The organism is bacterium (assembly GCA_040755755.1).
Lineage (GTDB): Bacteria > SZUA-182 > SZUA-182 > DTGQ01 > DTGQ01 > DTGQ01.
The window spans coordinates 1-22,504 of sequence record JBFLZW010000010.1; the positions used below are offsets into that span (position 1 = coordinate 1).

At 51.5% G+C, this 22,504-nt stretch carries 21 protein-coding genes; 13 read left to right on the forward strand and 8 right to left on the reverse strand.

What is annotated here, in order from left to right; translation table 11 throughout:
* The 3 genes from AB1611_03375 to AB1611_03385 form a co-directional block, all read right to left on the reverse strand.
* Window positions 1-177, reverse strand: a 177-nt coding sequence (locus AB1611_03375; GenBank protein MEW6378633.1) for a GxxExxY protein, incomplete at its 3' end; no start/stop codon positions are given.
* A gap of 577 nt (window positions 178-754) precedes the next feature.
* Window positions 755-1,972, reverse strand: a complete 1,218-nt coding sequence (locus AB1611_03380; GenBank protein ID MEW6378634.1) for an iron-containing alcohol dehydrogenase — start codon at window positions 1,970-1,972, stop codon at window positions 755-757.
* A 2-nt stretch (window positions 1,973-1,974) separates the two neighbouring features.
* Window positions 1,975-2,343, reverse strand: a complete 369-nt coding sequence (locus AB1611_03385) for a putative quinol monooxygenase (GenBank protein MEW6378635.1) — start codon at window positions 2,341-2,343, stop codon at window positions 1,975-1,977.
* Window positions 2,344-2,766: 423 nt separating this feature from the next.
* Between AB1611_03385 and AB1611_03390 the strand changes: the two genes are divergently transcribed.
* The 11 genes from AB1611_03390 to AB1611_03440 all read left to right on the forward strand — a co-directional run bounded on the left by AB1611_03390 (window position 2,767) and on the right by AB1611_03440 (window position 12,212).
* The gene (locus AB1611_03390) at window positions 2,767-2,982 is read left to right on the forward strand and encodes a type II toxin-antitoxin system MqsA family antitoxin (protein ID MEW6378636.1); all 216 of its coding nucleotides are present in this window, start codon (window positions 2,767-2,769) and stop codon (window positions 2,980-2,982) included.
* Window positions 2,983-3,014: 32 nt separating this feature from the next.
* Window positions 3,015-3,584 carry a thermonuclease family protein gene (locus AB1611_03395; GenBank protein ID MEW6378637.1) on the forward strand — a complete coding sequence of 190 codons (570 nt, stop codon included), beginning with the start codon at window positions 3,015-3,017 and terminating at the stop codon, window positions 3,582-3,584.
* A gap of 245 nt (window positions 3,585-3,829) precedes the next feature.
* Window positions 3,830-4,756, forward strand: a complete 927-nt coding sequence (locus tag AB1611_03400) for a hypothetical protein (GenBank protein ID MEW6378638.1) — start codon at window positions 3,830-3,832, stop codon at window positions 4,754-4,756.
* On the forward strand, window positions 4,719-5,096 hold the full coding sequence (locus tag AB1611_03405) for a hypothetical protein (GenBank protein MEW6378639.1): 378 nt from the start codon (window positions 4,719-4,721) through the stop codon (window positions 5,094-5,096). Before AB1611_03400 ends, AB1611_03405 begins: the two co-directional genes overlap by 38 nt.
* Window positions 5,097-5,219: 123 nt before the next feature.
* The gene (locus AB1611_03410; protein ID MEW6378640.1) at window positions 5,220-5,567 is read left to right on the forward strand and encodes a nucleotidyltransferase domain-containing protein; all 348 of its coding nucleotides are present in this window, start codon (window positions 5,220-5,222) and stop codon (window positions 5,565-5,567) included.
* Window positions 5,568-5,781: 214 nt separating this feature from the next.
* Window positions 5,782-7,974: a DNA helicase RecQ gene (recQ, locus tag AB1611_03415; protein ID MEW6378641.1), complete on the forward strand. Its 2,193-nt coding sequence runs from the start codon at window positions 5,782-5,784 to the stop codon at window positions 7,972-7,974.
* A 26-nt stretch (window positions 7,975-8,000) separates the two neighbouring features.
* A complete protein-coding gene (locus tag AB1611_03420) occupies window positions 8,001-9,698 on the forward strand; it encodes an SWIM zinc finger family protein (protein ID MEW6378642.1) in 1,698 nt (565 codons plus the stop codon).
* Between the two features lie 9 nt (window positions 9,699-9,707).
* On the forward strand, window positions 9,708-10,922 hold the full coding sequence (locus tag AB1611_03425) for a DUF362 domain-containing protein (GenBank protein ID MEW6378643.1): 1,215 nt from the start codon (window positions 9,708-9,710) through the stop codon (window positions 10,920-10,922).
* Between the two features lie 234 nt (window positions 10,923-11,156).
* Window positions 11,157-11,432 (forward strand): hypothetical protein, encoded by a 276-nt coding sequence (locus tag AB1611_03430; protein ID MEW6378644.1) that lies wholly within the window; start codon window positions 11,157-11,159, stop codon window positions 11,430-11,432.
* Complete coding sequence (locus AB1611_03435) at window positions 11,432-11,806, forward strand: type II toxin-antitoxin system VapC family toxin (GenBank protein MEW6378645.1); 375 nt, start codon at window positions 11,432-11,434, stop codon at window positions 11,804-11,806. The genes AB1611_03430 and AB1611_03435 overlap by 1 nt, the downstream gene beginning before the upstream one ends.
* A 34-nt stretch (window positions 11,807-11,840) precedes the next feature.
* Window positions 11,841-12,212, forward strand: a complete 372-nt coding sequence (locus tag AB1611_03440) for a ribbon-helix-helix domain-containing protein (GenBank protein MEW6378646.1) — start codon at window positions 11,841-11,843, stop codon at window positions 12,210-12,212.
* Between the two features lie 92 nt (window positions 12,213-12,304).
* Here AB1611_03440 and AB1611_03445 read toward each other — a convergent pair whose 3' ends face one another.
* The 5 genes from AB1611_03445 to serC all read right to left on the reverse strand — a co-directional run bounded on the left by AB1611_03445 (window position 12,305) and on the right by serC (window position 19,649).
* Entirely contained in the window at window positions 12,305-14,629 is a 2,325-nt protein-coding gene (locus tag AB1611_03445) for an MXAN_6640 family putative metalloprotease (protein ID MEW6378647.1), read from the reverse strand.
* A gap of 95 nt (window positions 14,630-14,724) precedes the next feature.
* Window positions 14,725-16,050 (reverse strand): TolC family protein, encoded by a 1,326-nt coding sequence (locus tag AB1611_03450; protein ID MEW6378648.1) that lies wholly within the window; start codon window positions 16,048-16,050, stop codon window positions 14,725-14,727.
* A gap of 158 nt (window positions 16,051-16,208) precedes the next feature.
* The gene (locus AB1611_03455; protein MEW6378649.1) at window positions 16,209-16,988 is read right to left on the reverse strand and encodes a SprT family zinc-dependent metalloprotease; all 780 of its coding nucleotides are present in this window, start codon (window positions 16,986-16,988) and stop codon (window positions 16,209-16,211) included.
* Entirely contained in the window at window positions 16,985-17,857 is an 873-nt protein-coding gene (gene rmuC / locus AB1611_03460; GenBank protein MEW6378650.1) for a DNA recombination protein RmuC, read from the reverse strand. The genes AB1611_03455 and rmuC overlap by 4 nt, the downstream gene beginning before the upstream one ends.
* Before the next feature lie 709 nt (window positions 17,858-18,566).
* Complete coding sequence (serC, locus tag AB1611_03465) at window positions 18,567-19,649, reverse strand: 3-phosphoserine/phosphohydroxythreonine transaminase (protein MEW6378651.1); 1,083 nt, start codon at window positions 19,647-19,649, stop codon at window positions 18,567-18,569.
* A gap of 256 nt (window positions 19,650-19,905) precedes the next feature.
* On the opposite strand from serC, the gene AB1611_03470 reads away from it, so the two are divergent.
* Together AB1611_03470 and AB1611_03475 are read left to right on the forward strand one after the other, a co-directional pair.
* The gene (locus tag AB1611_03470; protein ID MEW6378652.1) at window positions 19,906-21,480 is read left to right on the forward strand and encodes a nitrite/sulfite reductase; all 1,575 of its coding nucleotides are present in this window, start codon (window positions 19,906-19,908) and stop codon (window positions 21,478-21,480) included.
* A 387-nt stretch (window positions 21,481-21,867) separates the two neighbouring features.
* Window positions 21,868-22,491, forward strand: coding sequence for a hypothetical protein (locus AB1611_03475; protein ID MEW6378653.1), 624 nt, complete (start codon window positions 21,868-21,870; stop codon window positions 22,489-22,491).
* Window positions 22,492-22,504: the final 13 nt, after the last annotated feature.

Below are 22,504 nucleotides of genomic sequence, written 5' to 3' on the forward strand. Positions count from 1 at the left end.
CTGCCGTTCCACCTTTAGCCCTCGATCCTGCAACTCTCGAGCCAAGACGATTTCGTACACGGTTTCAAGGAGCCCCGGACCAAGCTCGCGATGTACGGCAATGGCACAATCAACTATAATTGTCCCTCTGTCATTTTCGGTCATTCTCTGCGCCTCTGCGTCTCTGCGGCAGATCATTCCCCCATTCACTCATACAGTGTTATAGCGGGTTATTGTTAATTTTAACTTTGGTGAACTTTTCAGGGTGTTGAAAAATAGTCTAATGGAAGAATCAAATCGATATTAAGGATATGTACTGATCGGCAGTTTGCTGATTTGTGTACTACGGTAATGCTTTTTCGAATGGATTTGCTAGCGCGGATGGATTCGTCGGCGACAGGCGAGACGATGTATGTTTCTAATTACTTTGGTTTCTATTAGTGGGCTTATTCGCTTTAATGCGCTCACCAACAATAGACAGGGCGGTACTCATATCTTTACCGATTATCGCCCAATCTGACCTGAGTGCCTCCGATGAGACAGTTACCGGATCTTTGAAATCATAGTGCGATGGCCCCGAGGTACAGCCAATATCGATCATTCTAGCTATTGAAAGCATGGTAGAATTTTCAATCTCCTTATCAACATACCGTTCCCCTCTTTGTTGTAAATTTACCATAAGTGCTTAAAACCTGCAATATATTTCGGAATCAACCGGATATTCCCCTTTCTGGCCTTTTAACTACTAACCACTGACCACTAACCACTGACCACTTTACAACGCATCTCGCAATATCCCGGTCAGTTCCTCTGCGGTCAAGGTGACGGGATTTCCTTTCATGCTGCTGGCCCGCTGGGCTTTGTCCACTGCTTCCGGAAAAACATCTTCGGTCAGGCCGAATTCCCGAAGCGGCGGCACCTTTAAGGCTGCACAAAGCTCTTTCACCCACAGGATGCCGTCAGCGGCACGGGCTGAGGGGTTGCCGGTCAAAATCCTGGCTACCTCATCATATCTGGCCAGGGCAGGAGAGTCAGGCGTCCGGGCCGTGCAGGCCCGCACATTGGCTTCCATGACCAGCGGCAGCAGGCGGGCGCAGATCACTCCATGCGGTGCATGGATCATGCCTCCCAGAGGTCCTGCCAGACCGTGCACTGCTCCGAGTTTGGCATTGGCCAGGGCCAGGCCGCCAAAGAGGCTGGCCAGGGCCATATCCTCCCGGCTGCCCTGTGCGCTGATGTCCATTGCCCGGGTATCCATTGCCGGGGTAGTATCCCGTGAGCGGATGGCCGCATCGGATGCCTCCTCGAAGGCCCGCAGCAGCGAGCGGCCTGCCCGCTGCATTCCCTCCCGGCAGAGGCCGTCAGTCAGGGGATTGGCCTTGAGGGAGACGAAAGGCTCCATGACCTGGGTCAGTGCATCCAGGCCGGTGCTGGCGGTTATGGCTGGCGGCATGCTGTAGGTCAGGGTGGGATCGATCACCGCCAGCCGGGCCATCATCAGGGGGCTTCGCATGCTGATCTTGACCCGGTGCTCAGGTGAGATCAGGACCGCGTTCCAGGCCACTTCGGCACCTGTTCCGGCAGTGGTCGGAATGGCGATGTAGGGAGCAGATGGCCGGGTGAGCGGCTGTCCGCGACCGATGATCTCAAGATAATCCATCAATTGGCCGCTGTTGGTCAAAAGAGCGGCAATCACCTTGCCTGTATCAAGAACGCTCCCGCCCCCAAGGCCGATCACCAGATCGCACCCGGCTTCGCGGGCGGCCCGCACACCGCCAAGAGCCAGGGCCGTGGTTGGCTCGCCGGGCACCTGAAAGGTGTGGACCTCCATATGCTGCTCACTCAGCCGGGAAAGGAGCGGCTGAGCGCGCTCCAGGCTCTGGCCGGTGACCACCAGGGCACGGCTTCCCATGCCCGCTGCCAGGGGAGCTGCCTCCAGCAGGGTACCAGGGCCGAAAATGATCCGGGTGGCTGTGGCAAACTCAAACCGCATGGTCAGCCCCAGCCCCGATCATCAGGAAACACATTCCCATATTTGATGCTGGTGCGCGGCTCGGCCATCATGCCAGCCACAGCATCGCGCCATTTTTGATAATGCGCGGTCTCCTTATGCCGGGCCGGATCATCAGGTGTGCGGTAGACCTCCAGCAGGACAAAGCGCGTCGGATCATCCTGCTGCTGGATGAGATCAAAGCGGGCAATGCCGGGCTCTTTCAGGCTGCTGCGGGCATTTTCAATGGTGGCTGCCTTGAATGCCTCGACCTGATCAGGTTTGACATGGGCAAAAACATGGACTATATACACGGCTCTCTCCTTGGTTTGAAGGGAAAACACCTCAATGAGCTGATGATGCTCTTTTGATATCACCTGGTATACCACCTGCCTGACTGAGGTGCCAGAAGGTGATCACAATTCTGTAAGTTTAGCCGGATCACTCTCCGATAGTCAAGAGAGGAAAATGGCCGGGACAAAAATTTCTCAGGTAAGCTTTTTCAGCAAAGATTAAAAAGTGTGGAAAAATCACAGGCGAATAGAGTATAATTTGTTTATCGCTCCCCTGGGGAAGCGGAAAGTGGTATAATCACTGGTGATGGTTGAAATTGGGAATCTAAGTGGTTCTCTCGTTCAGTGGATGAGTCAGCGGCCAAGCGCAGGGAGCGAAAACTCTTCAACTCCCTCACCCCTCTGGGGAGAGGGTTGGGGTGAGGGGCTGGGTGGTTAACACCTAACTGGCCGGACTCTTCCGCTGGTATTTACTTGGCGCGAGAACAACTTAAGGAGAAAGAGATGAAAGGGTTACATCCATCAACAGTCTGTCCCTTATGTGGAGGCACGAAGACAGCAGGAAAGACAACCTTTACGGTCGATCTTGGTTTTGGTGTTGTTGTGGTCAGGGATGTCCCGGCAACTGTTTGTTCTCAGTGCGGGGCGGATTGGCTCAATGATGACATCGCTGCCGAGCTGGAAGTTCTGGTTGAGGAAGCCCGACGCATCGGCGTATAACGAAATTAGCGTTGTAAGGTTAAGGCAAGAGAATGAATAAAAAACGCAGCCACGACACATGGGTTCTTTGGCTCACGGGTGTCTTCGTTCTGGTTTCAATTGCAGTGTTCGCATTCGCCATCGTACGCAGTCAGAAGCGTAGCGAGGACATATCTATTAGCACGTCTTCTGTTCCGGGACCACGCTTGACCGAATTAGGTAAATTCCGGGTGGTGCGAGTTGTGGACGGTGACAGCTTGACTCTTGTCGGTTCTGATGGGATTGAACTCAGCGTTCGTCTTCGTGGAATTGACGCTCCTGAGCTTGGCCAACCCTACGGACTTGAATCCAAGGAGGCATTGCAAGGGTTGCTTGTCTCAGTACCTGTGACACTTAACGAACCCCAAAAGGGTAAATATGGACGTTATGTGGCAACCATCTTCGCAGGTGAGATATGGGTAAATAAAGCAATGATTGCGGGCGGTCATGCTTGGTGTGACCAAGTGAATGCTTTCGATATCGTCTTATACACCGCAGAGCATGAGGCCAAACAGCGTAAGCTAGGCCTTTGGGGCACCCAAGACCCTGTTCCTCCCTGGGTGTGGAGGGCTGAACATAAATGAGTTATTATAGCAGAAAATGGTATCCTCGACAGCGTCGTAACCGGCACTTCCGATCGTACTCCAATACATCGTGCTCATCCTCATCGTCATACGGGAGGTCGCTCTCTTTCGTACGATCTGAGTTCTTCCAACTTGATCCATTGATTTTTGAACGATTCATGGATTTCTATGCTCGAAAGTACGGCGATGGACCGAAGCGTTATCTGCAACGAACGTACCCACATTGGCGATCGGGAACGACTAACATGGCGAGTCAAACTGAGCGTCGTATACTGGTTTGTGTTCCCCCGTTCCTTGACAAAGTTAAGCAGTTTGAGTTGCTTTCCTTCCAAATTCCAGCGGTAATCCAACAGCAGAATTCCGAACTGAAAGTACGTAGCACTCGGATGCCGGAACTGGAGGCAACCTATCACAACCTAGCGAAAAGCATTTTAGAACGCGAGTACAAGCTTGATTGGTTTGTGAATGAAGTCTTCCCCTCAGAGGAACTCGCCGAGTTCCTCAATGTATTTAAGTACACCGCGATTGACTGCTTGCGGCAGTCGTTCACACAGGTTAGCGAAGATCTTTTGCTTTTGCACGATTTCCTTCCGAAGATAAACGCAAGTGTCGATATATCATATCACATCGCATTGCTCGATTGCACTCTCGATGTTGATGTGTACCCGCCACATGAGACCACGGGTTTGAACATCTCCATACCGGAACCTCGCCTTGTTACACAGTTTCGAGATCAATACAAAACGATTCTTCTCGATCACGCTCTTACCCAGTGTAAGGTGGTAGCCGCCGGGCATGCGAACCGTCAGATTGCCCTTGCGGATGTCCAGATGGTTGTTACCCAATTGGAGCGCACGAAGTCAGATCAGGAGTACGACTCGACGATCGAAGTTCAGGGGCACGGCGGAACGTTACGCTTACATCTAAAGAAGAGGAACTTGCTTCGCCTTCGGTATGCCATAGCGAAACAGACCGTCAAGTTGCTGATTGCTATTTGCATCAGTGGCTTGGTCGTTGTTTGGCTTTGCGTTAAGGGATATTGGCCTATTCTTATCTGTCTTGGCTTTATCTGTATCGGAAGCATCGGCTCCATATGGGGAAAATTTAATGAACTCAAAACAGAGGTAAAAGAATATGAGCGAAGACGAGCAACACGGCTTAAGACGCTTTGATATCAGAAATAATCTCCCGGCTGGATTTCATGAACTGACGAAAGAAGAACAACTCAATGTGCTCAAGAAGCTTCAAGAGCAAGACATTGAGTTGCGTGCTGAATGGCTGCGCAAGATCGGGAAGAGCGAAGTGGCTGAACACGACCTTTCTGTTGGGATATCTGTCGTTCAACGCCTTGATCACGAGCGGAAGATATACTCACACCACCAGAAAGGCGAAACCGGTTCGGGAACTTACGATCTCAATATTAAAGGAGGAGACACGAAGTTTATTGTGCCCGTACTCGTCGTGATTGGGGTCATCATTTTAGGTATCATCCTGATCATAGCAATAAAATGATTACACCCAAACATTTTTCTGCATCTGTCTGATGTTTCGCTGCGCTCCATACCAGCAGGTGAGAAATATGTTGGACTTTTTAAAGGGAATTTGTATGAACCTGATTCCAGAGCGAAAGCTTTCATGAAAAATTTTACTGAGTGGCAAACTGACAAAACAGAAGAAAGAGCTCTTTTAGAGCATTGTAAGACGGTGATAAACCGCTTGTTACCAGGGGCAACGGTCATCTTATATGGAAGCCGGGCACGGGGTGAGGCAAAGTCAGAATCAGACTATGATCTATTGATCCTTGTAGACGGTGAAGTCTCATCGGATCTGGAAAACATGATAGGAAACGCTCTTTATGAAGTCGAGCTGGAGTGGGAGGTAGTTATCCCTGCATTTATTTTTGACCGCAAGAGCTGGGACCATAAGCAATTTAGAGCTTCGCCTTTCCACCAGAATGTCGATCGTGAAGGAGTTGTCCTTTGAAGCCTGAGCAGATAGAATTGATCTGTTATCGCCTGGAACGGGCGAGAGAATCTATGGATGAAGCACGACTCCTGTTGAACAACGGACATTTGAATACCTGTGTCAATCGGCTCTACTATATTAATATTAACCTCAAAAGAATAGGGATTATTAATATTAACCTCAAAAGAATGGGGATTATCCCTTAACTTCCATCAACTAAGGTAATCATCTTATGATCGATCAGGCACAAACCATTCTTAAAAACACATTCGGGTATGATGAATTCAGGCCTCTTCAACGAGAGATCATTCAGAATGTTCTCAAAAAAAACGATACCTTGGTCGTTATGCCGACCGGCGGAGGGAAATCGCTCTGCTATCAAATTCCCGCCCTCATTTTTCCGGGAATGACGGTGGTCGTCTCTCCCTTGATTTCGCTGATGAAGGATCAGGTCGAGCAATTGACGGAGCTTGGGGTTCAAGCCGCATTTTTAAACAGCTCGTTGTCGTGGGAGCTTTATCGGCAAACGGTCGGGCGAATCGTGAGAAATGAAGTCAGGCTGCTGTACCTTGCCCCTGAAACATTGTTCAAAGAAAAAACCCTGATACTCCTTTCATCAGTAAAGGTTGACTGCCTGACCATCGACGAGGCGCACTGTATTTCAGAATGGGGACATGACTTCCGGCCTGAATACCGCAAGCTTATCGAAATCAGGCGCCGGTTCCCCTCGGCAGTATGCATTGCCCTCACGGCAACGGCAACGCCACGGGTACGGGAAGATATCGCAGGCAACCTCGGATTTGACCGGGCGAATGAATTTATTGGCAGTTTTAACCGGAAGAACCTGGTCATCCAAATCAAATCCAAAAATGATCCTCTTGCACAATCGCTCCAATTTTTGCAAAAATTCCCCAACCAGTCCGGTATCATATACTGCTTTTCCCGCAAACAGGTGGATGATCTGTACGAGGTATTGCAGGAACAGGGATTTTCCGTCAGGCCGTATCATGCGGGTTTATCGGAAACGGAGCGCAAGCAGAATCAGGAATTGTTTATCAGGGATGATGTGCAGATTATTGTCGCCACCATTGCTTTTGGCATGGGAATCAATAAGCCGAATGTCCGCTTTGTCATCCATTATGATCTTCCCAAAGATATCGAGACCTATTATCAGGAGATCGGAAGGGCAGGGCGCGATGGCTTACCGTCCCACTGCCTGCTGCTGTACGGCTATGGAGATGTCCAGAAAATTAAATATTTTATCGCCCAGAAGAGCGAGCAGGAGCAGAAAGTTGCTACTCTGCACCTGAATGATTTGCTGCGGTTTATCGAAACCGATGCCTGCCGCCGCGTTCCCTTGCTTACCTATTTTGGCGAAGATTATTCTGCTCCGGCCTGCGATGCCTGCGATAATTGCCGGGAAGGAGAAAAGGAGCTGGTAGATATTACCATCCCTGCCCAGAAATTTCTTTCCTGTGTCAAGCGGACCGGCGAGAGATTCGGCATTAACCATATCATCGATGTCCTGCGGGGATCACAATCGCAGAACGTACTGAAATACCGGCACCAGAATTTATCGACCTATGGTATCGGCAAGGAGTATTCGAAGAGGCAGTGGTTCAATCTTGCCCGGCAATTTATCCAGCAGGGCCTGATGGTTCAGGATATGGAATTCGGCAGCTTGAAACTGACCGGGAAAACCTATGAGGTGTTTCAGGGCACCGAAAAGGTTATGGGGAGAATCGAACAACAGGAGGCGGCTGACGGGCAGGTGAAAGGAGGTGCTGCCGAATACGACCAGGGTTTGTTTGAACTGTTGAGAGCAAAACGAAAGGAATTGGCCGATACGGCAAATGTCCCCCCGTATATCGTCTTCCCGGATAAAACTCTCATGGAAATAGCCACGTTTTTTCCGCATTCCAAGGAGAGTCTGCTGAATATACAAGGCATTGGACTAGCGAAATTTGAAAAATATGGCGGCATTTTTTTAGCTATCATTGAGCAATACTGCCAGGAACACGGTATTCAAGAGCGGCCAAAGTACACAGGCAGGCAAACCACCGGCACTTCAAAGCCGATATCAAAACGAAAGCATACTATCGTGGGAGAGGCATATAATGAAGGAAAATCCGTCGAAGAGCTTATGGAGGAATTTGGTGTCAAACAGGATACGATTCTGGATCATCTCTCCAGGTACCTGCAGGAAGGACATCCGGTCCGGTCCGATGGTCTCCTGAAGCTTTCCACATTATCCGCCGAACAGCAGGCCCTGGTGCTGAAAACCATCGACCAGGTCGGCACGGGATATCTCAAGCCTATCTTTGAGGCGCTGAATGAGGCGATCAGTTATACCGAGATCAAGGTTCTTCACCTGTATTATATAACAGGCAAGCGTACGTCTTGCCAGGCGGCAGACGGCGAATAACCTTTTGGTTGAAGGGGGGATTGACCATGATGGAAATATTCACTTCAGGAGAGAAGGATACCTCATTAAAAGAGTTTCTGGAATACCTGTCCCCGGAAGATATCGAGGGATTGACCTACAGCAGGATTATCGACCGGGGGAAGGGCTACTATCAGCAGGGCAATGTCAAGGCAGCGTCGGTGCGGGACAGGAGCGTTGAATGTGAAATAGAAAATGAAGTAGGTGTGCGCTATACGGTTCGCTTTGAGAAATCCGGCAGCACGGTAAGCGCTGACTGTACCTGCCCATTTGAAGGTGTGTGCAAGCATATTATCGCCTCGCTGCTGTTTATCATCCACAAAGGGATTTCCCGACGGCAGGAGACAGCAGAAGGCAGGGACCAGCAGATCAGGGATTATTTACTGTCGCGGCCAAAGGAAGAACTGGTGGCCCTGGTGATGGAACATGCTTCCGATTCTTTCCTGCAGGATCTGCGTCTCAAATTTGCTTCAAATTCTGAAATAATGAAACTTGTTTCCTCCATCCGCAAAAAAATCAGCAGGCTTTTCACCTCTGATATAGTTTATGATCCTGACGGCTTCGAAGAGGAGCTCATGAGGAATCTGGAACTGCTTCGCGGCGCATGGAATAAAGACCCGGATGAAATTTTTGCCATTCTTCTGCAGGTGCTGAATGATATTGACGAAGCCTATGAGGATGGAAAGCTTTATGATGATTATTCCGATCATAACCTGGACGAGGGCAGGCTGAATACCTATATCGCCGATTTCCTCCGAAGCATGGACTCCGGCAGAAAGCTTCGGTTCCTTCGCCAGGTCCTTGATTTCTCATCCGGCAGCGGCTACTCTTTTCTTGATCCGCTCCTCCGGGAAGTGGGCTCGATCATCGTTACTGACCGGGAAAAGGAGGACTTTAAGTCTGACCTGTTCGCTCTCGAAGATTACGATGCCAAGCTCATCGAGTCATTATACGAAACCTACCGGGATTTTCTGACCGGCAGTGAAATGCAGCGGTTTTTTGAGAAATTTGCCAGAGTCAGCTCGAAGATGACTCTGGCCGCTTCCCGGTATTACGCAGCCTGCGATGAGGAAGCAAAGGCCAAAAGTGCCCTGGAAAGTTATTTAGACAAGCCGTACCCGTGGGATACTTTCGAGGTTTACGAAGAACGGCTGCGGCTGGCCTTTGCAACAACCGGCGATGATCCACGATCCTGGGCAGAGAAGCTGCTGCGGGCACATCCGACTGAAAAAGCGCTCAGTCTTATAGCTTCCCTTGTGCCGGAGAATGAGTTGCCTGATTTTGAAAAGCTTCTGTACCAGCTCAGCAATTTAGCCTACGTCCATTATCTGGAGAATGCGGGACGGCTGGTGGAGGTCGTGGATATTTTCAACCGCAAAGAGATGAAGGAGCCGAAGGAGGCTGAATCCGGCGCGGTATACGGCCCTCGTTTCGGCAATACAATTACCCTGCATGATAAATACGAATTCTTTAAAAGGCACAAGTCCCGGTTTCCCCAGGATGCGGCCAGGGTATTTTTAGCTTATATTCAGGCAGAGTCGAACTATACCGGAGACACGCATTATTACGAAGTTGCAGAGGCACTGGCTCAGTTGCAGGCCGTCGATCAGGAGGAGAGCCGCCGGCAGCTCCTCTCTATCCGCCAGTTTTATAAGCGCCGCCGCAATCTGATGCAGATCCTGAGTGAACGTTTTGGGAATGCATGAAAAAGAGGGGTGAACGATTTTGCTATGAACCATCATCCGACCACCACAGTCAGTCTGATCCGCTGTCCGGCCTACGAGGAGGAGAAGCTCTCCGCGGCCATCCGGGAGGCGATTGTCCTCCTTGGCGGTACGGGGCAGTTTATCAAGCCCCGGCAGAACGTCCTGGTCAAGGTCAATCACCTCTCGCCGCCTTCTCCGGCTGAGCGGGGGATCGTGACTCATCCCGCCTTCGTAGAGCAGGTTTTGCTGATCCTCAAGGAGAGCGGAGCCAGGATAAGGGTCGGGGATGATCTTGGTCCGGCCTCCGCCGCAGGTGATGGGTTCAGCATTTCCGGACTGCGCCAGGTCTGTGAGCGGCTTGGGGTTGAGCTGGTTAACTTTTGTCAGGAAGGGTTCCGGCAGGTTGCGATCCCGCAGGGAAGGGTGCTGAAGGAAACCCATCTGGCCAGGGCAGTCATGGAGGCAGATGTTGTGGTCAACCTGCCGAAATTCAAAACCCACTCTCTGGCCGTATTCACCGGCGGGGTCAAAAATATCTACGGCTGCCTGCCTCATGGACTCCGAGTCGGCTATCATGCCCGGTTCCGGGAAGAGGCTCAGTTCAATGGCCTCCTGGCTGATCTTTTCTCCGTGGTCCGGCCCGGACTCACCATCATGGATGCGGTGGTGGGTATGGAGGGGGATGGCCCGGCCAACGGAGATAGCCGGAAGATCGGGCTGGTGCTGGCATCCTCCGATGCCGTGGCCCTTGACAGGGTGGCACTGGCTGTTGCCGGAATCGATCCGGACCAGGTGGTGTACCTCAATGATGCCGGGCAAAGAGGGCTGGGAGTCTACCAGTTGGACTCCATCCGGATACTGGGCGAGCGGCTTTCGGATGTCCATATCCCGGACTTCAAGACCAGCCGTGTTTCATTGGGGATTATCAGAAAACGGGTGCCGGATTTTCTCTTCCACGCCATTTGCCGGCAACTGGGGTCGCGGCCCAGGGTGATCCCTGCCGCATGCCAGGGCTGCGGGGCCTGCGAGAAGGTCTGCCCGGCAGGGGCCATCACGGTTGCATCCGGCCTGGCCAGGATCAGCAGCCAGCAGTGTATTGCCTGCATGTGCTGCCATGAAGCCTGCCGCTTCGGGGCCATTCATCTCCACCGGAAGCTTTCGGGGAGGCTGATTTATGCCGGGCTGCACAGAATGCGCCAGTTGAGGCGTCGGATGTCAGCCTGAACCATGTGAAGGTGAGTGAAAAAGCGTTCTTAACCACGAAACACACGAAAGTGTTTTTCCCTCGTGTTTTTCGCGGGTAACATATTCGTTGAAACTCAGAGAGTATCAGAAGTCTGTTCAGCCTATCCCGATTTATCACCTTTTAATTGATATAGTATTCAGGAGTTACATCCTGTATAATACATGTGGAGAGGATAGAATGCAATGTTTTCTATGAAAGGGTGAAATTATATCATGCCTCGTACATATAAAGCGATTTTACGAGGGAACCGTATAGAGTGGAGCGATGATGCTCCTTCATGCCTGGCTCCGGAACACGCTGTCGCAGTTCAGGTTACAGTTTTGGATGAGGAGTCTTTGCCGACCGGATCCGGCCTGAATCAAGGGCAACGAATGGCTGCGGCCTTGGAACAGCTTGCCGCTATCCATGCATGTGCCGAAATGACCGATCCGGCAGCCTGGGAACGAGATATCAGAGAAGACCGGCCTCTTCCTGACCGAGACTCATAATGATGCTCATTGATAGTAACATCATTATTTATGCCACGAAACCAGAGCAGACAATGCTGCGGCAATTTATCGCTCAGCATGCCCCAGCAGTATCAGCCATCAGCTATGTGGAGGTGCTCGGCTATCATCGGCTCAGCGAGCAAGATCGGCAGTATTTTGAATTATTTTTTGCCGCAGCTTCCGTGTTGGACATTTCTCAAGCTGTCCTGGAACATGCCGTGAAACTTCGTCAGCTCAGAAAAATGACTCTTGGTGATGCCCTCGTTGCCGGTACAGCATTGGCGCACGATCTTACTCTCGTCACTCGGAACGTGAAAGATTTCAATTGGATTCCAGCTTTATCCCTGCTCAATCCATTCGAATGTTATAAATAAGAGCAGTGTTACTACTCTGGATTATGTTGGTAGTATGAAAGTCAAGACGTCTATCACCCTATCGGAAGACCTATTGAGAGCCCTTGATCAGCGATCACGATCAGGGCGGTACAAAAACCGTTCCGAGTTTATTGAGACCGCCGTACGGTCTTTTATTGCTGAGGCGATTCGCAATGAGCAGAATGCCAGAGACCTTGAGATCATCAATAGACATGCTGATGAGCTTAATGAGGAAGCAGAGGATGTTCTCTTTTATCAGATACCGTTAGACGGCGGATATCAACCGATAAGAGAAGGCTATCAGCCGAGGGAAAAGCAGGGGTATACACCGACAAGTGGCAGCTCCAGCAATTCCCCACCTAAACCACCAAAAGGTGGAACAGGTCAAAGCTCAGGCAAGAACTGATTTTCCCGGCAATTAAAGTTCCATGAGATTACAGAAAACTCTTCACTCGCCTTTAGACAGGAGGGCAGTATTTACCTTTCATTGCCTATTGCCTATTTACCTCGCCACATCTCTTCCTGAACCATATTCACGATAGAGGTTTCCTCTCCGGGAATGGCGAAATCCCGTCCTGATGGCTTTTGGAAAAAGTAATAGGCAGAGAGCCACTTCCCGTTTCTCTGGTTCCGCTGGGTAATTGCCGAAACCTTTCCTGCCAGGTCGTGGAGAAGTTCAAAGGCGCTTTCGGGCAAGCCCGGAATCCGGGCTGCCTGCGAGGGGAGGGAAAAAAAGTTTACTCCCTGCCTGAACAACTGGAGCTGGAGCCGGAGTCCGGAATCGGGGGAGGAAGAGGGCAGGGTGATTGTCTGGGGTGCCTTGAGGTTCAGGACATAGATGCCTCCGGGGATGAGAGGAAAGGAGGGGCCGGAAACCGAATAGGCTTGAGAGGCTTGAGAGCTCAGGGTGATCGGGGAGTTCTGCGAGTCTCTGACCAGGGTGTTGGTGATCCACTGTCCGGTCTCCCGGTCATAGGCACTCAGTGAATGGACTGAATCCGGGGCGAAATAATGGAGCAGGAACTGGTGTGAATCCAGGGGCGGTTCTTGCCCAAAAGGGGGAGAAAAAAGATTCATCCCTGCCAGGAAGGAAATGCTGGAGAAGGAAAGCGCAGCGGTAAAATCAGCTTTCAGGGTAAAGCTGGCCAGATCACCCTGCACAAACTCGGCTGTGTTGACGGGAATGGCTGTCAGCCCGTGAAATTCCCCCTGTTTTCCAAAACCCGGCAGGATTATTTCCCCTGAGCAGTTGGGATCCAGGGGGATATCGATTCTCTCGGTCAGGCCGTTTTGAGCGGTCAGGACCAGGGGACAGGACATCGGTGCGGTCCCATAGGTCCGGTTGAATTCGAGGTGCAGGGTTCCCACGCCTTCAGGTGCCTGAAACCGGAAGTAATGGGCTGCAAGGTGCTTCAGATTGCCGATCGGTCCTCCACGGTTCGGTTCATCGAAGTCCTGGCTGTTGAACAGGACCGGGTATCGCTCAAAGGAGGCGGCGTGCCAGACCTGGGGGTAGAATTCTCCTTCTTCAAATTCCCTGGTCAGGAGCTTGACTTTGAATTCCTCAATTTCCAGGTCCAGGCTGCTCTCGCGGGATGCAAGCTCGGCCTTGATTAAAGACAGGGCATCGGCCCGTCTCCCCTGCTGGCGGAGCCTTTTGCCCCGCTCGAATATGCTTCGCACGATGTTTGGCCCATATTTTTCAGCCAGGTATTTGACCCAGATCGAACCTCCATACTCCTGGTATTGGGCTCTCGAATGGGTGGCACTGCTGGCCTCGATCGGCAGGAAAGGCCAGTCGAACCAGCCGGACATCTTCCGGTCAAAGAAACCGGCCAATTCGCCGAGGCTGTTGTAGTAAGGTTCTCCGCTGTCCCAGCGGCCATTCAGGTTCAGGTCATCGTAAGGATTTCCCAGGTAGTGCAGGTAGTCGTTAACAGAGTCAAAAACCTCATCTTCCATCCAGACAGCGCTGTTTTCCTCCCACCACTGGTCACTCCAGTCGGTATACCCATACTGGATGGCGTGAAAAAGCTCATGAGCTACCGAAACTTTCATCGCTCCAAGGGCGCTTCCCTCGGGGTCCTGGTTCGGAGAAAGATCAGCTAACACGCTGTAATCATTGCTGATAACCATATAGGGATGACTATTGGGATCAACCGTGGAATACCCGTAAAAAGGAATACCCATGATATAGCAATCGAGGCGGATGCTGCTGTCAGATGGACTGACGAGAGCAGGCGGGCTGTATCCAAGGGTCTCCACCTCCCTGGACCAGGCCGTTTCGAGGGCTTTGGCCACAGCCAGGACATAGGAGGGAACAGTCCGGACGAGACCGTCGGAGCCAATGATCGCATCCCCCTGCCTGTTATCTTCGGTATAATGGACCCGGCAATGTCCATCCGCAGTAGTATAGGCCAAAACCAGCGCCTTGCCATAATAGTTATCCTGATAGGTGGCATCTGTCGGACGGTAAAGAATGAACCGGTTTTGCTCATCCAGCAGCTCAGGATGCCTGCGGGCTGTCTGAACAAGGGGGGTCGCGCAGCGGGGAAAGAAGGAAGGCGCTGCACCGGCAGAGGAATAGCGGCGCGAGTTGTCCCTGCGGTTAAACAGTACGGCGATCTCCTGGTTAAGCCAGGACCGCATCTGCGATTGGTCGATATCCTGCCTCTCCCTGTCACTGCCGGGAGATTGGGCGCAACTATGATCTGACCGCAGCCAGAAGGAGAAAAAGAGGCAGAAGACGAGGAAAACAGAGCGTGCAGACAGAGAACGAGAAATGAGGCCACCTCGATTTCCCGCTCTAACTGTCATACCCATAGATAACTGCAATTCCCTTCTTTATCTTCTTCCTTTAGGTAATACCATCTTATAACGATTTTGTCAAATGATCTGAGAGGAGATTTTTCACTATTCTACCTGCATGGCTCCAGCTCATCTACCCCGACATCCTGTTTCAGCTTGGCAAAGATAATCAGCAGGCTGTAATTGGCATTCACAAAATCGGTCTTGGTTACAATCAGACTGAGGCTGGCATTGGTCCATTCGATGATGTCTCCCAATCCGACCTGATAGCGGGCACTGGCCATCTCAAGATTTGCTTCGGCAGCATCCCCCGCTTCTTTGAGAGAGTCCAGTTGAGAGAGCGTTTTCTGATAGTTGGTGATATCTTCCACCACGGTCAGGCGGGCATCCCTGATGGTCTGCTCCAAAACCGCTTCGCTCTGCTGCACATTGGACCGTGCCTCCTTGAGCCGATAATAGGTTGACCCGCCGCTTGCCAGCGGGACATCGACCTGAAGGCCGAAAATAATCCTGCTCTCCAGGGGAAAATCATCTCCTTCAGCCAGATAATTCACCTGCCCGGAAACTGTAGGCCAGTATTCGCTTTCCACGGTCTTGAGCGTCAATTGTGCCAGGCGTACATTCTCTTTAGCCTGGCGGATAAGGGGGTTGTGCCGGAGCATCAGCGGTAAGATATCCTCCAGCACCGGAGCTGGCCTTGAGGCCCGGATCGTTTCAACAGGTTCATAGGTATCGGCGGGGTCAAGCCCGATTACCGTGCCCAGCGTCGCTTTCGCCATCGTGACTTCCGCCTGTGCCTGCTGCAATCTGCTGCGGGCATTGGCCAGATTCATCCGGGCGGTGGTCACATCGATCAGCGGGGCAAGCCCGCTCTCGTTTCTGACCTTGGCTTGTTGCAGTTGAAGCTCAAACTGACGGACAGATTCCCTGGCTACATCCAGGAGGTTGAGGGATTGAAAATATCCGTAAAATGCCCGCTCCACTTCATAGATAATCCTTCTCCTGGTCATGGCCAGGCTCTCACCGCTCGCCTTCAGGCTGCTTTGGCTCTGCTGTACGGTGTAATACCGCTTCCCGAAATCGTAAATATCCTGAGAGAGCGCAAGGCCAATTGTCCCCTGATTGACATCCTTCTCTTCCGTGATAGTCAGAGGGAGTCCCCCGAAAGTGGCAACTTCCTTCTGGGTATCGGACAGGATCCTGGTTTTCCGAACTCCACCGCTGGCGGTAATCTTCGGGAAATAACCTGACCGGGAAACGAGAACCCTGGCCCTGGCACTTTCCACTTGAGCCTCATGAGATTTCAGGGTGACATTCTTTTTCACGGCCAGGTCAATCGCCTGCGGCAACGTGATCCGCCCCAGGTCTTCGGCCCAGAGCAGGGAGCACCGGAAAATCAGCAGCCAAGTCCCTAAAAACAGGAAATATTTTCTCATTGGATGTTAATCTGGATTCTCGTATTGAAATCAGGATTTGCAGTCCATGCATCCTCTACTGATCGGTCAATGGAAATAAAAATGAGGCACTATCTATCAGTGATTAGTGATCAGTGGTCAGTGAATCAGTAAAAACTGACAGCTGATAACTTTTTTCGTCAGATATCCAGCTGCGTGCCATTTTGGCGGAGCCAGGCTTTCCGGTCCCGGTAATCAGGGAGGATCGAGCCGACGAAGCTCCAGAATTTTGGGGAATGGTTTTTTATTTTCAGGTGGCAAAGCTCGTGGACGACCACATAGTCGATGACCGGCAGGGGTGAGAGAACGAGCCGCCAGTTGAAATGGAGGGCATTTTTGGCTGTGCAGCTCCCCCAGCAGCTTTTCTGGTGGCGAACCCGGATGGTGAGTGGACCGACAGATACAACCGCAGCCGCTTTCCGGTAGATTTCGATCCGCTGCCGGATGACCTCATCAGCCCGGGCCAGATACCAGCGGAGAAAAGCCGACCGGATAAAAGATACCTGTTCTTCCCGGCCAATTCTGGCCGGGAGGAAAACCCGGAATGCATCCCCGGCAAAGTCAATTCTGGGAAGAATACCGGTGCAGGAATGATGATCGTGCTCCTGCCGGATGATGCTTAAAGGATACTGCTTTCCCAGATACCAGAAATACTCACCCTCGATGAACCTTCTGGGAGCCCTGGCGGCAGCCCTGTCTTTCATCTGGTTTTGTTTCCTGATGATCCAGTCTGCCCGCCTGAGTACAATTCCCTGTAATTCCCCGATACTGAATCTGGGGTGTGCGGTAACGATAACTCCCCTGACCGGGTCAACGAGAATGCCGATAGTCTTGCGGACCCTTCGCCTGACGGAATATTCGATAACCTGATCGCCGAGTTTCACCCGATAAAGCCTGTCGTCCTGCTGGCTGATAGTCATTCTCCTTCAGAGAGTTTGGAAACCCGGTCGAATTCCTCTCTGAGCCTCTGATAGGCGGTATCCAGCTCTTCCGCTTTCTTTCCGGCATTTCGCAGATGGGTCTCGTAGAATACCCGCCATTTCTCATCGATTTCCCGAAATCCCCGCGAAATCTTCCAGAGGTTTTCCCTGACCATCTCTGCCTCCTCGGAAAGCTTTTTGGCGTGGACTCCCGCTTTGATCAACTCAACCTTATGCGAAAGGGTCAGCGGAGAAACAGTCTGAACTCCCTTTTTGGCGAAATCGCGAAGCATTTCGTAGTGCTCATTGACCAGACAGTAATAAACCCCTTCCGATGGAATGTAAGCGAAAGCAAATTCGGCAGATCCTCTGTCCGGGCAGACGTAATCATCCAGGATTTTTTTCAGATGCGCCTGAGCATCCCTGGCAAACTGCTTCCTGAATGGCTCTCTTTCCGAAGGATTTTCCTTTTCAAGGGCTTTGCGGTAGTTATCGAGAGGGAACTTCGAGTCGATGCAGATAATTCCCACGGTCGATCTGATATAGGCATCGGGGATTTTTCCATCCAGGATTTTTTTCCGGATGCCGAACATATCCGGAGGCAGTTGATCAGCAAGGATCGTTTCCAGACTCAGCTCACCCAAAGACGAGCGCTCCGTTGATACGCGAAGCATCTGCTCCAGGGACTTGTAATTGTCCCGGATATCGCGGGCGTAAATGGTGAGCATGCCAACCTTGTCATCGATACCCAGCTTCACCCAGGCTTTCGATATGGCAGACTCCACATCCCCGCTCCTGTTGCCTCTCAGGGATAAGAAGACCAGGATAAGCACCAGTATCAGGATCAGGCTCAGTAAGACTTCAGTCACTGCCACTTCCTTGTTTATGATTTCAGGAGAAAAACATGGATATTTATCATGGCCACTATTATAACCGTGGCGCTATCCTATTGCAATTATAAACTTTACGGCGGGCCCGTTTCTTTATTTATTTGGTTTAGGGAAAAGATATTGTCTGGGGGGAAGGCGGAGGCAACAAAAAACGGCTAATGGTTTCTTATCCCCTCCTCCGCGAGGATAAAAAACAAACCATTAGCCGAGCGTCAAAAACCCTATACCCATTATTTCTATCGGCAGCTCGGTTCTCCATCTTCGGAAAATTGATGCTTTATATTATCTCCTGTGTTTTTTTTGATCTTTTCGGCATGCCCGGCTGGCTGTCATTACTCGTCTGGGATAACCTGGAGAGCATTGCCTGATTTTATGACCGGGTAAAATGTAGCTGCCGTCTTTCCTTTCAACCGATCATTACAGCAAGACCCCAGGTAATTCAGAATCTTCAGCCTTTTTGAACGGTTCTGGAAGGTCGCGGGTTATGGGTAACTTCCGGCTGCCCCCTAACAAGAGGCGGCTGGAAGGTGATCTGTGAAAAGCGGCTGAGCGGAACGCGGGAGAAAGGCAGAAGAAGAATGGATTGCCTGGGGTCGCTTTTTTCGCAACCGGTAACTCCAGAGGCACAGAGATTTTCACTCCGTGCTTTTCTCTGTGCCTCTGTATCTTGGGTGGTAGCCTTTATTTTTTAGCTGTTTCTGGCCTCAAAATCCCGCATGAAGTTACACAACGCCTTAACACCCTCTTCCGGCATGGCATTGTAGATAGAAGCCCGCATTCCTCCAACCGACCGGTGCCCCTTCAGTTGCACCAGGCCGTGGGCCTTGGCTTCTTTCAGGAACTGTTCATCCAGGTCCGGCTTTTTCAGGGTGAATGGCACGTTCATCCGGGAGCGGTTCTCTCTGGCTACCGGCGACTGATACAGGGAACTGGCATCGATCAGGTCGTAGAGCATTTTTGCCTTGCGGATGTTTTTCTGCTCCATTGTTTCCAGTCCTCCCTGGCTGATCAGCCACTGAAACACCAGACCGGCGATGTAGATGGCATAGGTTGGCGGCGTGTTATACATCGAGTCATTCTCGGCCTGGGTCTTATAGTCGAAAATCGTGGGTGTGCAGGGAAGCACATCCCCCATCAGGTCTTCCCGGACAATAACTACAGTCAGACCTGCCGGCCCGATATTTTTCTGAGCACCGGCGTAAATAACACCATATTTGGATACATCGATTGGCCGCGAGAGAATGTTGGATGACATGTCGCAGGCCAGCGGTACATCACCTGCATCCGGCACCCAGTTGAATTCGACGCCGCCGATCGTCTCGTTCGAGGTGTAATGCAGGTAGGCGGCATCTTTGTTCAACCGCCATGTATCCAGAGCTGGTACATAGGTAAAGTTGGCATCCGCGCTGGTGGCTGCAACGTTTACCTCGCAGTATTTCTTGGCCTCGGCTATGGCTTTTTTGGACCACTGGCCGGTGTTGACATAGTCAGCCTTCTTTCTGCCCCGCAAAAGATTCATCGGCACGGCAGCGAACTGGGCGGTTGCTCCTCCCTGAAGGAAGAGTATCCTGTAATTGGCCGGAACATTCATCAGGCTGCGAAGATCGGCTTCCGCCTGGGCTGCGATGCTGATAAACTCCTTACCCCGGTGACTCATCTCCATGACTGACATGCCACTGCCATGCCAGTCAAGAGCTTCCTCACCCGCCTTCTTCAAAACTTCCTCCGGCAGAACTGCCGGACCAGCACTGAAATTATAGATTCGGCTCATGGTTGTTGCTCCTTCCTGAAAAAATGACCTGGTTACGGTTGGTCTGGGTATTCTCTGAAACTGGTCTGATAAAGATTTAAAAGCCTTGGTATCCGGCTTATGCAGGATGCGCGGTTGCCCGATATGCAAGGTTGCATATTCTGATATGGTGCAGGCTCTCTATTTATATCGTAAGGCAGTCTCGACTGTCAAGAAATCCTTACGCTTGTTCCGATTTTAGTTCAACAGAAGTATCCCTGGAAAGGAGCGTCAGGGTTTGGCGGCAGTCAACCGGATGGAAATAATCAAACGGGAAAAAGACGGGCTCAAAGCCATTGATGACCTCTACCGGTGCGCCAAAGAGGGCTTTGAATCCATAACCGCTGATGATTTTGCCCGCTTCAGGTGGTATGGGGTCTATCAGCAGCGGCCAAAAACCGGCCACTTTATGCTGAGGGTTAATGTGCCGGGCGGCCACTACAGCTCGCAGCAGATGAGAGTGCTGGCAACAATCAGCAGGGAATACGGCCGTGGCTTTTCGGATATCACCACCCGCCAGGCATACGAGTTTCACTGGCTGAGCATTCAGGATATACCCGATATCCTGGAGAGATTGCAGGTTGCGGGCCTGAGCACCATCGGCGCAGGAGGGGATACCCTGCGCAACGTTACCGGATGTCCGGTAGCCGGACGTGACCGCAGGGAAGTTTTTAATGCCCGGTTGGATGCACAGCTTGTCAGCGGGTATTTTCGCGGCCATAGAGACTATTCGAACTTGCCGCGCAAGTTCAAACTCTCCATTTCCGCCTGCGGGATCAATTGCTGCCTGGCACAGATTAACTGCATTGCATTTGTCGGTGTTCCGCACGGCCCCGGCAACTTCGACCGGCAAGGCTATAACCTTTACCTGGGCGGCGGGCTTTCCCGGTCTCCTCATCTGGCCAGGCCGGTGGATATTTTTGTAAGCCGCGATCAGGTGCTCGAAGTGGCCGTGGCTGTGGCCGAAATCTTTCGTGATTATGGCCATCGGGAGGACCGCAGCCGCAGTCGCCTGAAATTCATGATGGACGACTGGGGACTGGAGAGGTTCAGGGAGGAGATCGCCCGGCGCATCTCGTTTATCCCCCCTCCTGCGAGCCCCCATCAACTGGCCGAATGCGGCCATGACCACCTTGGCGTCTTTCAGCAGAAGGAGCCTGGCCGCAGCTTCATCGGCATCCCCATACCTGTTGGCCGCATCAGTGCAAAGCAGATGCTGGCCCTGGCAGACATCGCCGACCGGTACGGCAGCAGCCATCTTGCCAATACCTGTTATCAGAACCTGGTCATTCCGGATGTCCTGGAGAGCCATCTGCCGGAAGCCATCGATGATATCCGCGCAGCCGGGCTGACCGTGGAAGAGCTTTCGGTCAGCGGCGACTGCGTGGTCTGCATCGGCAGGGAATTCTGCAATCTGGCCATTACGGAAACCAAGACCCTGATGAAAAGAATAATCGCCTTTCTCGAAGAAAACCTCACCTGGGACCAGCATATCAGGATACATATGAATGGCTGCCCGAATGCCTGCGGCCATCACCAGACGGCAGACATCGGACTTCTGGGCACTACGGCCAGGGGCGGCCAGGAGAGGATTGAGGCTTATGATTTTTTCGTCTGCGGCCACCTGGGTGAAGATGCCGCCTTTGCCCGCAAGATTGCTTCCGGGATAGCCGCAGATAAACTGCCCCAGGTCATAGCCAGCCTGGTGAGAGCCTACCAGACCACACGCCGCCATAAGGGACAGACATTCCGCTCCTGGTGCAGTGAACGCCGGGATGGGGAAATCGCCAGTCTGCTTGGCAATGGGGAGTAAAGACAGTGGTCAGTGGCCAGTGGTCAGTGGACAGTAAAGATAATAGTCAGTCTGCACTCAGGAATTGCTCAGCAAAGCCTGCGCAAATATTACGTAACGAGTCAACCTGTACAGCCGTCTTACGAGGCAGGAAATAAGCAAAGGCCCCCCTATTCAAGCAAGATGACGGCAATCTTGTGTATCCGCCATAATCTTGCCTGTCTAATTATCACTTTATCATTATTATTTTATCACTTTATCAATTTTCAAGAGAATCTGACTGGATATTTTCCCCTGCCAGGGGGGCTGAAGAGGGAGGTGATGCCTTGAGCGACTATTAGAACACGTTTAAAGTGCAGTCCTGAAGTAAACTCTTACCAGCAAATGACTTTTTAAGGGGGATTAGAGATGTTGAGAGAAAAGATCACCGCACGTAAGAAGCATTTGATAGTATTCGTGGCAGCAGCTTGCACCGGGATAATCCTGCTTGGCATTCCGCCAGCATGCATGGCCGGCGGGCATGGCGGCATGGGCAGCATGGGTGGGGGAGGAGGCTGCTGCGGCCAGGATACCTATTATACCTATGATTCGTATTATTCATACCCCTGGTATAACCAGAACGGACGGACTGGAACCATCGTTGGTACTTATCCGGGCTATATATCTTCCCCGGTATATTCTTATCCGACCTATTCATCCCTATTGCCTTCCTCGTATTCCGGTCTGTATACTTTTAATCAGCCATACGGATATGGTAATACTTTTGTAACTCCCCTATGGGGGAATACCGCATATACCTATCCCTTTGGGCAGGTAAACAGCAAGGAGTATACTGTCGAGCAGAGCCGCACTGTTTATGTGCCGGGAGGTGAAGTTACAACCACAGTTTCGGAGGGTACGGAAGTAAGCACGATTCCGCAGTATACACCTTACACACTTTATAATACCTATACTTATCGACCGTATACACTGAATCCGTATTCTCCGCTTGGATCGGGCAATTGGAATTATACAGGGTTTGGGTGGTATTAAAATGCTGGACAGG

Bases quoted from the DNA above. Each gene is read 5' to 3' on its own strand.
- AB1611_03380 (MEW6378634.1), bottom strand. From the start codon at position 1,972: ATGCGGTTTGAGTTTGCCACAGCCACCCGGATCATTTTCGGCCCTGGT.
- AB1611_03390 (MEW6378636.1), top strand. From the start codon at position 2,767: ATGAAAGGGTTACATCCATCAACAGTCTGTCCCTTATGTGGAGGCACG.
- AB1611_03395 (MEW6378637.1), top strand. From the start codon at position 3,015: ATGAATAAAAAACGCAGCCACGACACATGGGTTCTTTGGCTCACGGGT.
- AB1611_03400 (MEW6378638.1), top strand. From the start codon at position 3,830: ATGGCGAGTCAAACTGAGCGTCGTATACTGGTTTGTGTTCCCCCGTTC.
- AB1611_03405 (MEW6378639.1), top strand. From the start codon at position 4,719: ATGAGCGAAGACGAGCAACACGGCTTAAGACGCTTTGATATCAGAAAT.
- AB1611_03410 (MEW6378640.1), top strand. From the start codon at position 5,220: ATGAAAAATTTTACTGAGTGGCAAACTGACAAAACAGAAGAAAGAGCT.
- recQ (MEW6378641.1), top strand. From the start codon at position 5,782: ATGATCGATCAGGCACAAACCATTCTTAAAAACACATTCGGGTATGAT.
- AB1611_03420 (MEW6378642.1), top strand. From the start codon at position 8,001: ATGATGGAAATATTCACTTCAGGAGAGAAGGATACCTCATTAAAAGAG.
- AB1611_03430 (MEW6378644.1), top strand. From the start codon at position 11,157: ATGCCTCGTACATATAAAGCGATTTTACGAGGGAACCGTATAGAGTGG.
- AB1611_03435 (MEW6378645.1), top strand. From the start codon at position 11,432: ATGATGCTCATTGATAGTAACATCATTATTTATGCCACGAAACCAGAG.
- AB1611_03440 (MEW6378646.1), top strand. From the start codon at position 11,841: ATGAAAGTCAAGACGTCTATCACCCTATCGGAAGACCTATTGAGAGCC.
- AB1611_03445 (MEW6378647.1), bottom strand. From the start codon at position 14,629: ATGGGTATGACAGTTAGAGCGGGAAATCGAGGTGGCCTCATTTCTCGT.
- AB1611_03450 (MEW6378648.1), bottom strand. From the start codon at position 16,050: ATGAGAAAATATTTCCTGTTTTTAGGGACTTGGCTGCTGATTTTCCGG.
- AB1611_03455 (MEW6378649.1), bottom strand. From the start codon at position 16,988: ATGACTATCAGCCAGCAGGACGACAGGCTTTATCGGGTGAAACTCGGC.
- serC (MEW6378651.1), bottom strand. From the start codon at position 19,649: ATGAGCCGAATCTATAATTTCAGTGCTGGTCCGGCAGTTCTGCCGGAG.
- AB1611_03475 (MEW6378653.1), top strand. From the start codon at position 21,868: ATGTTGAGAGAAAAGATCACCGCACGTAAGAAGCATTTGATAGTATTC.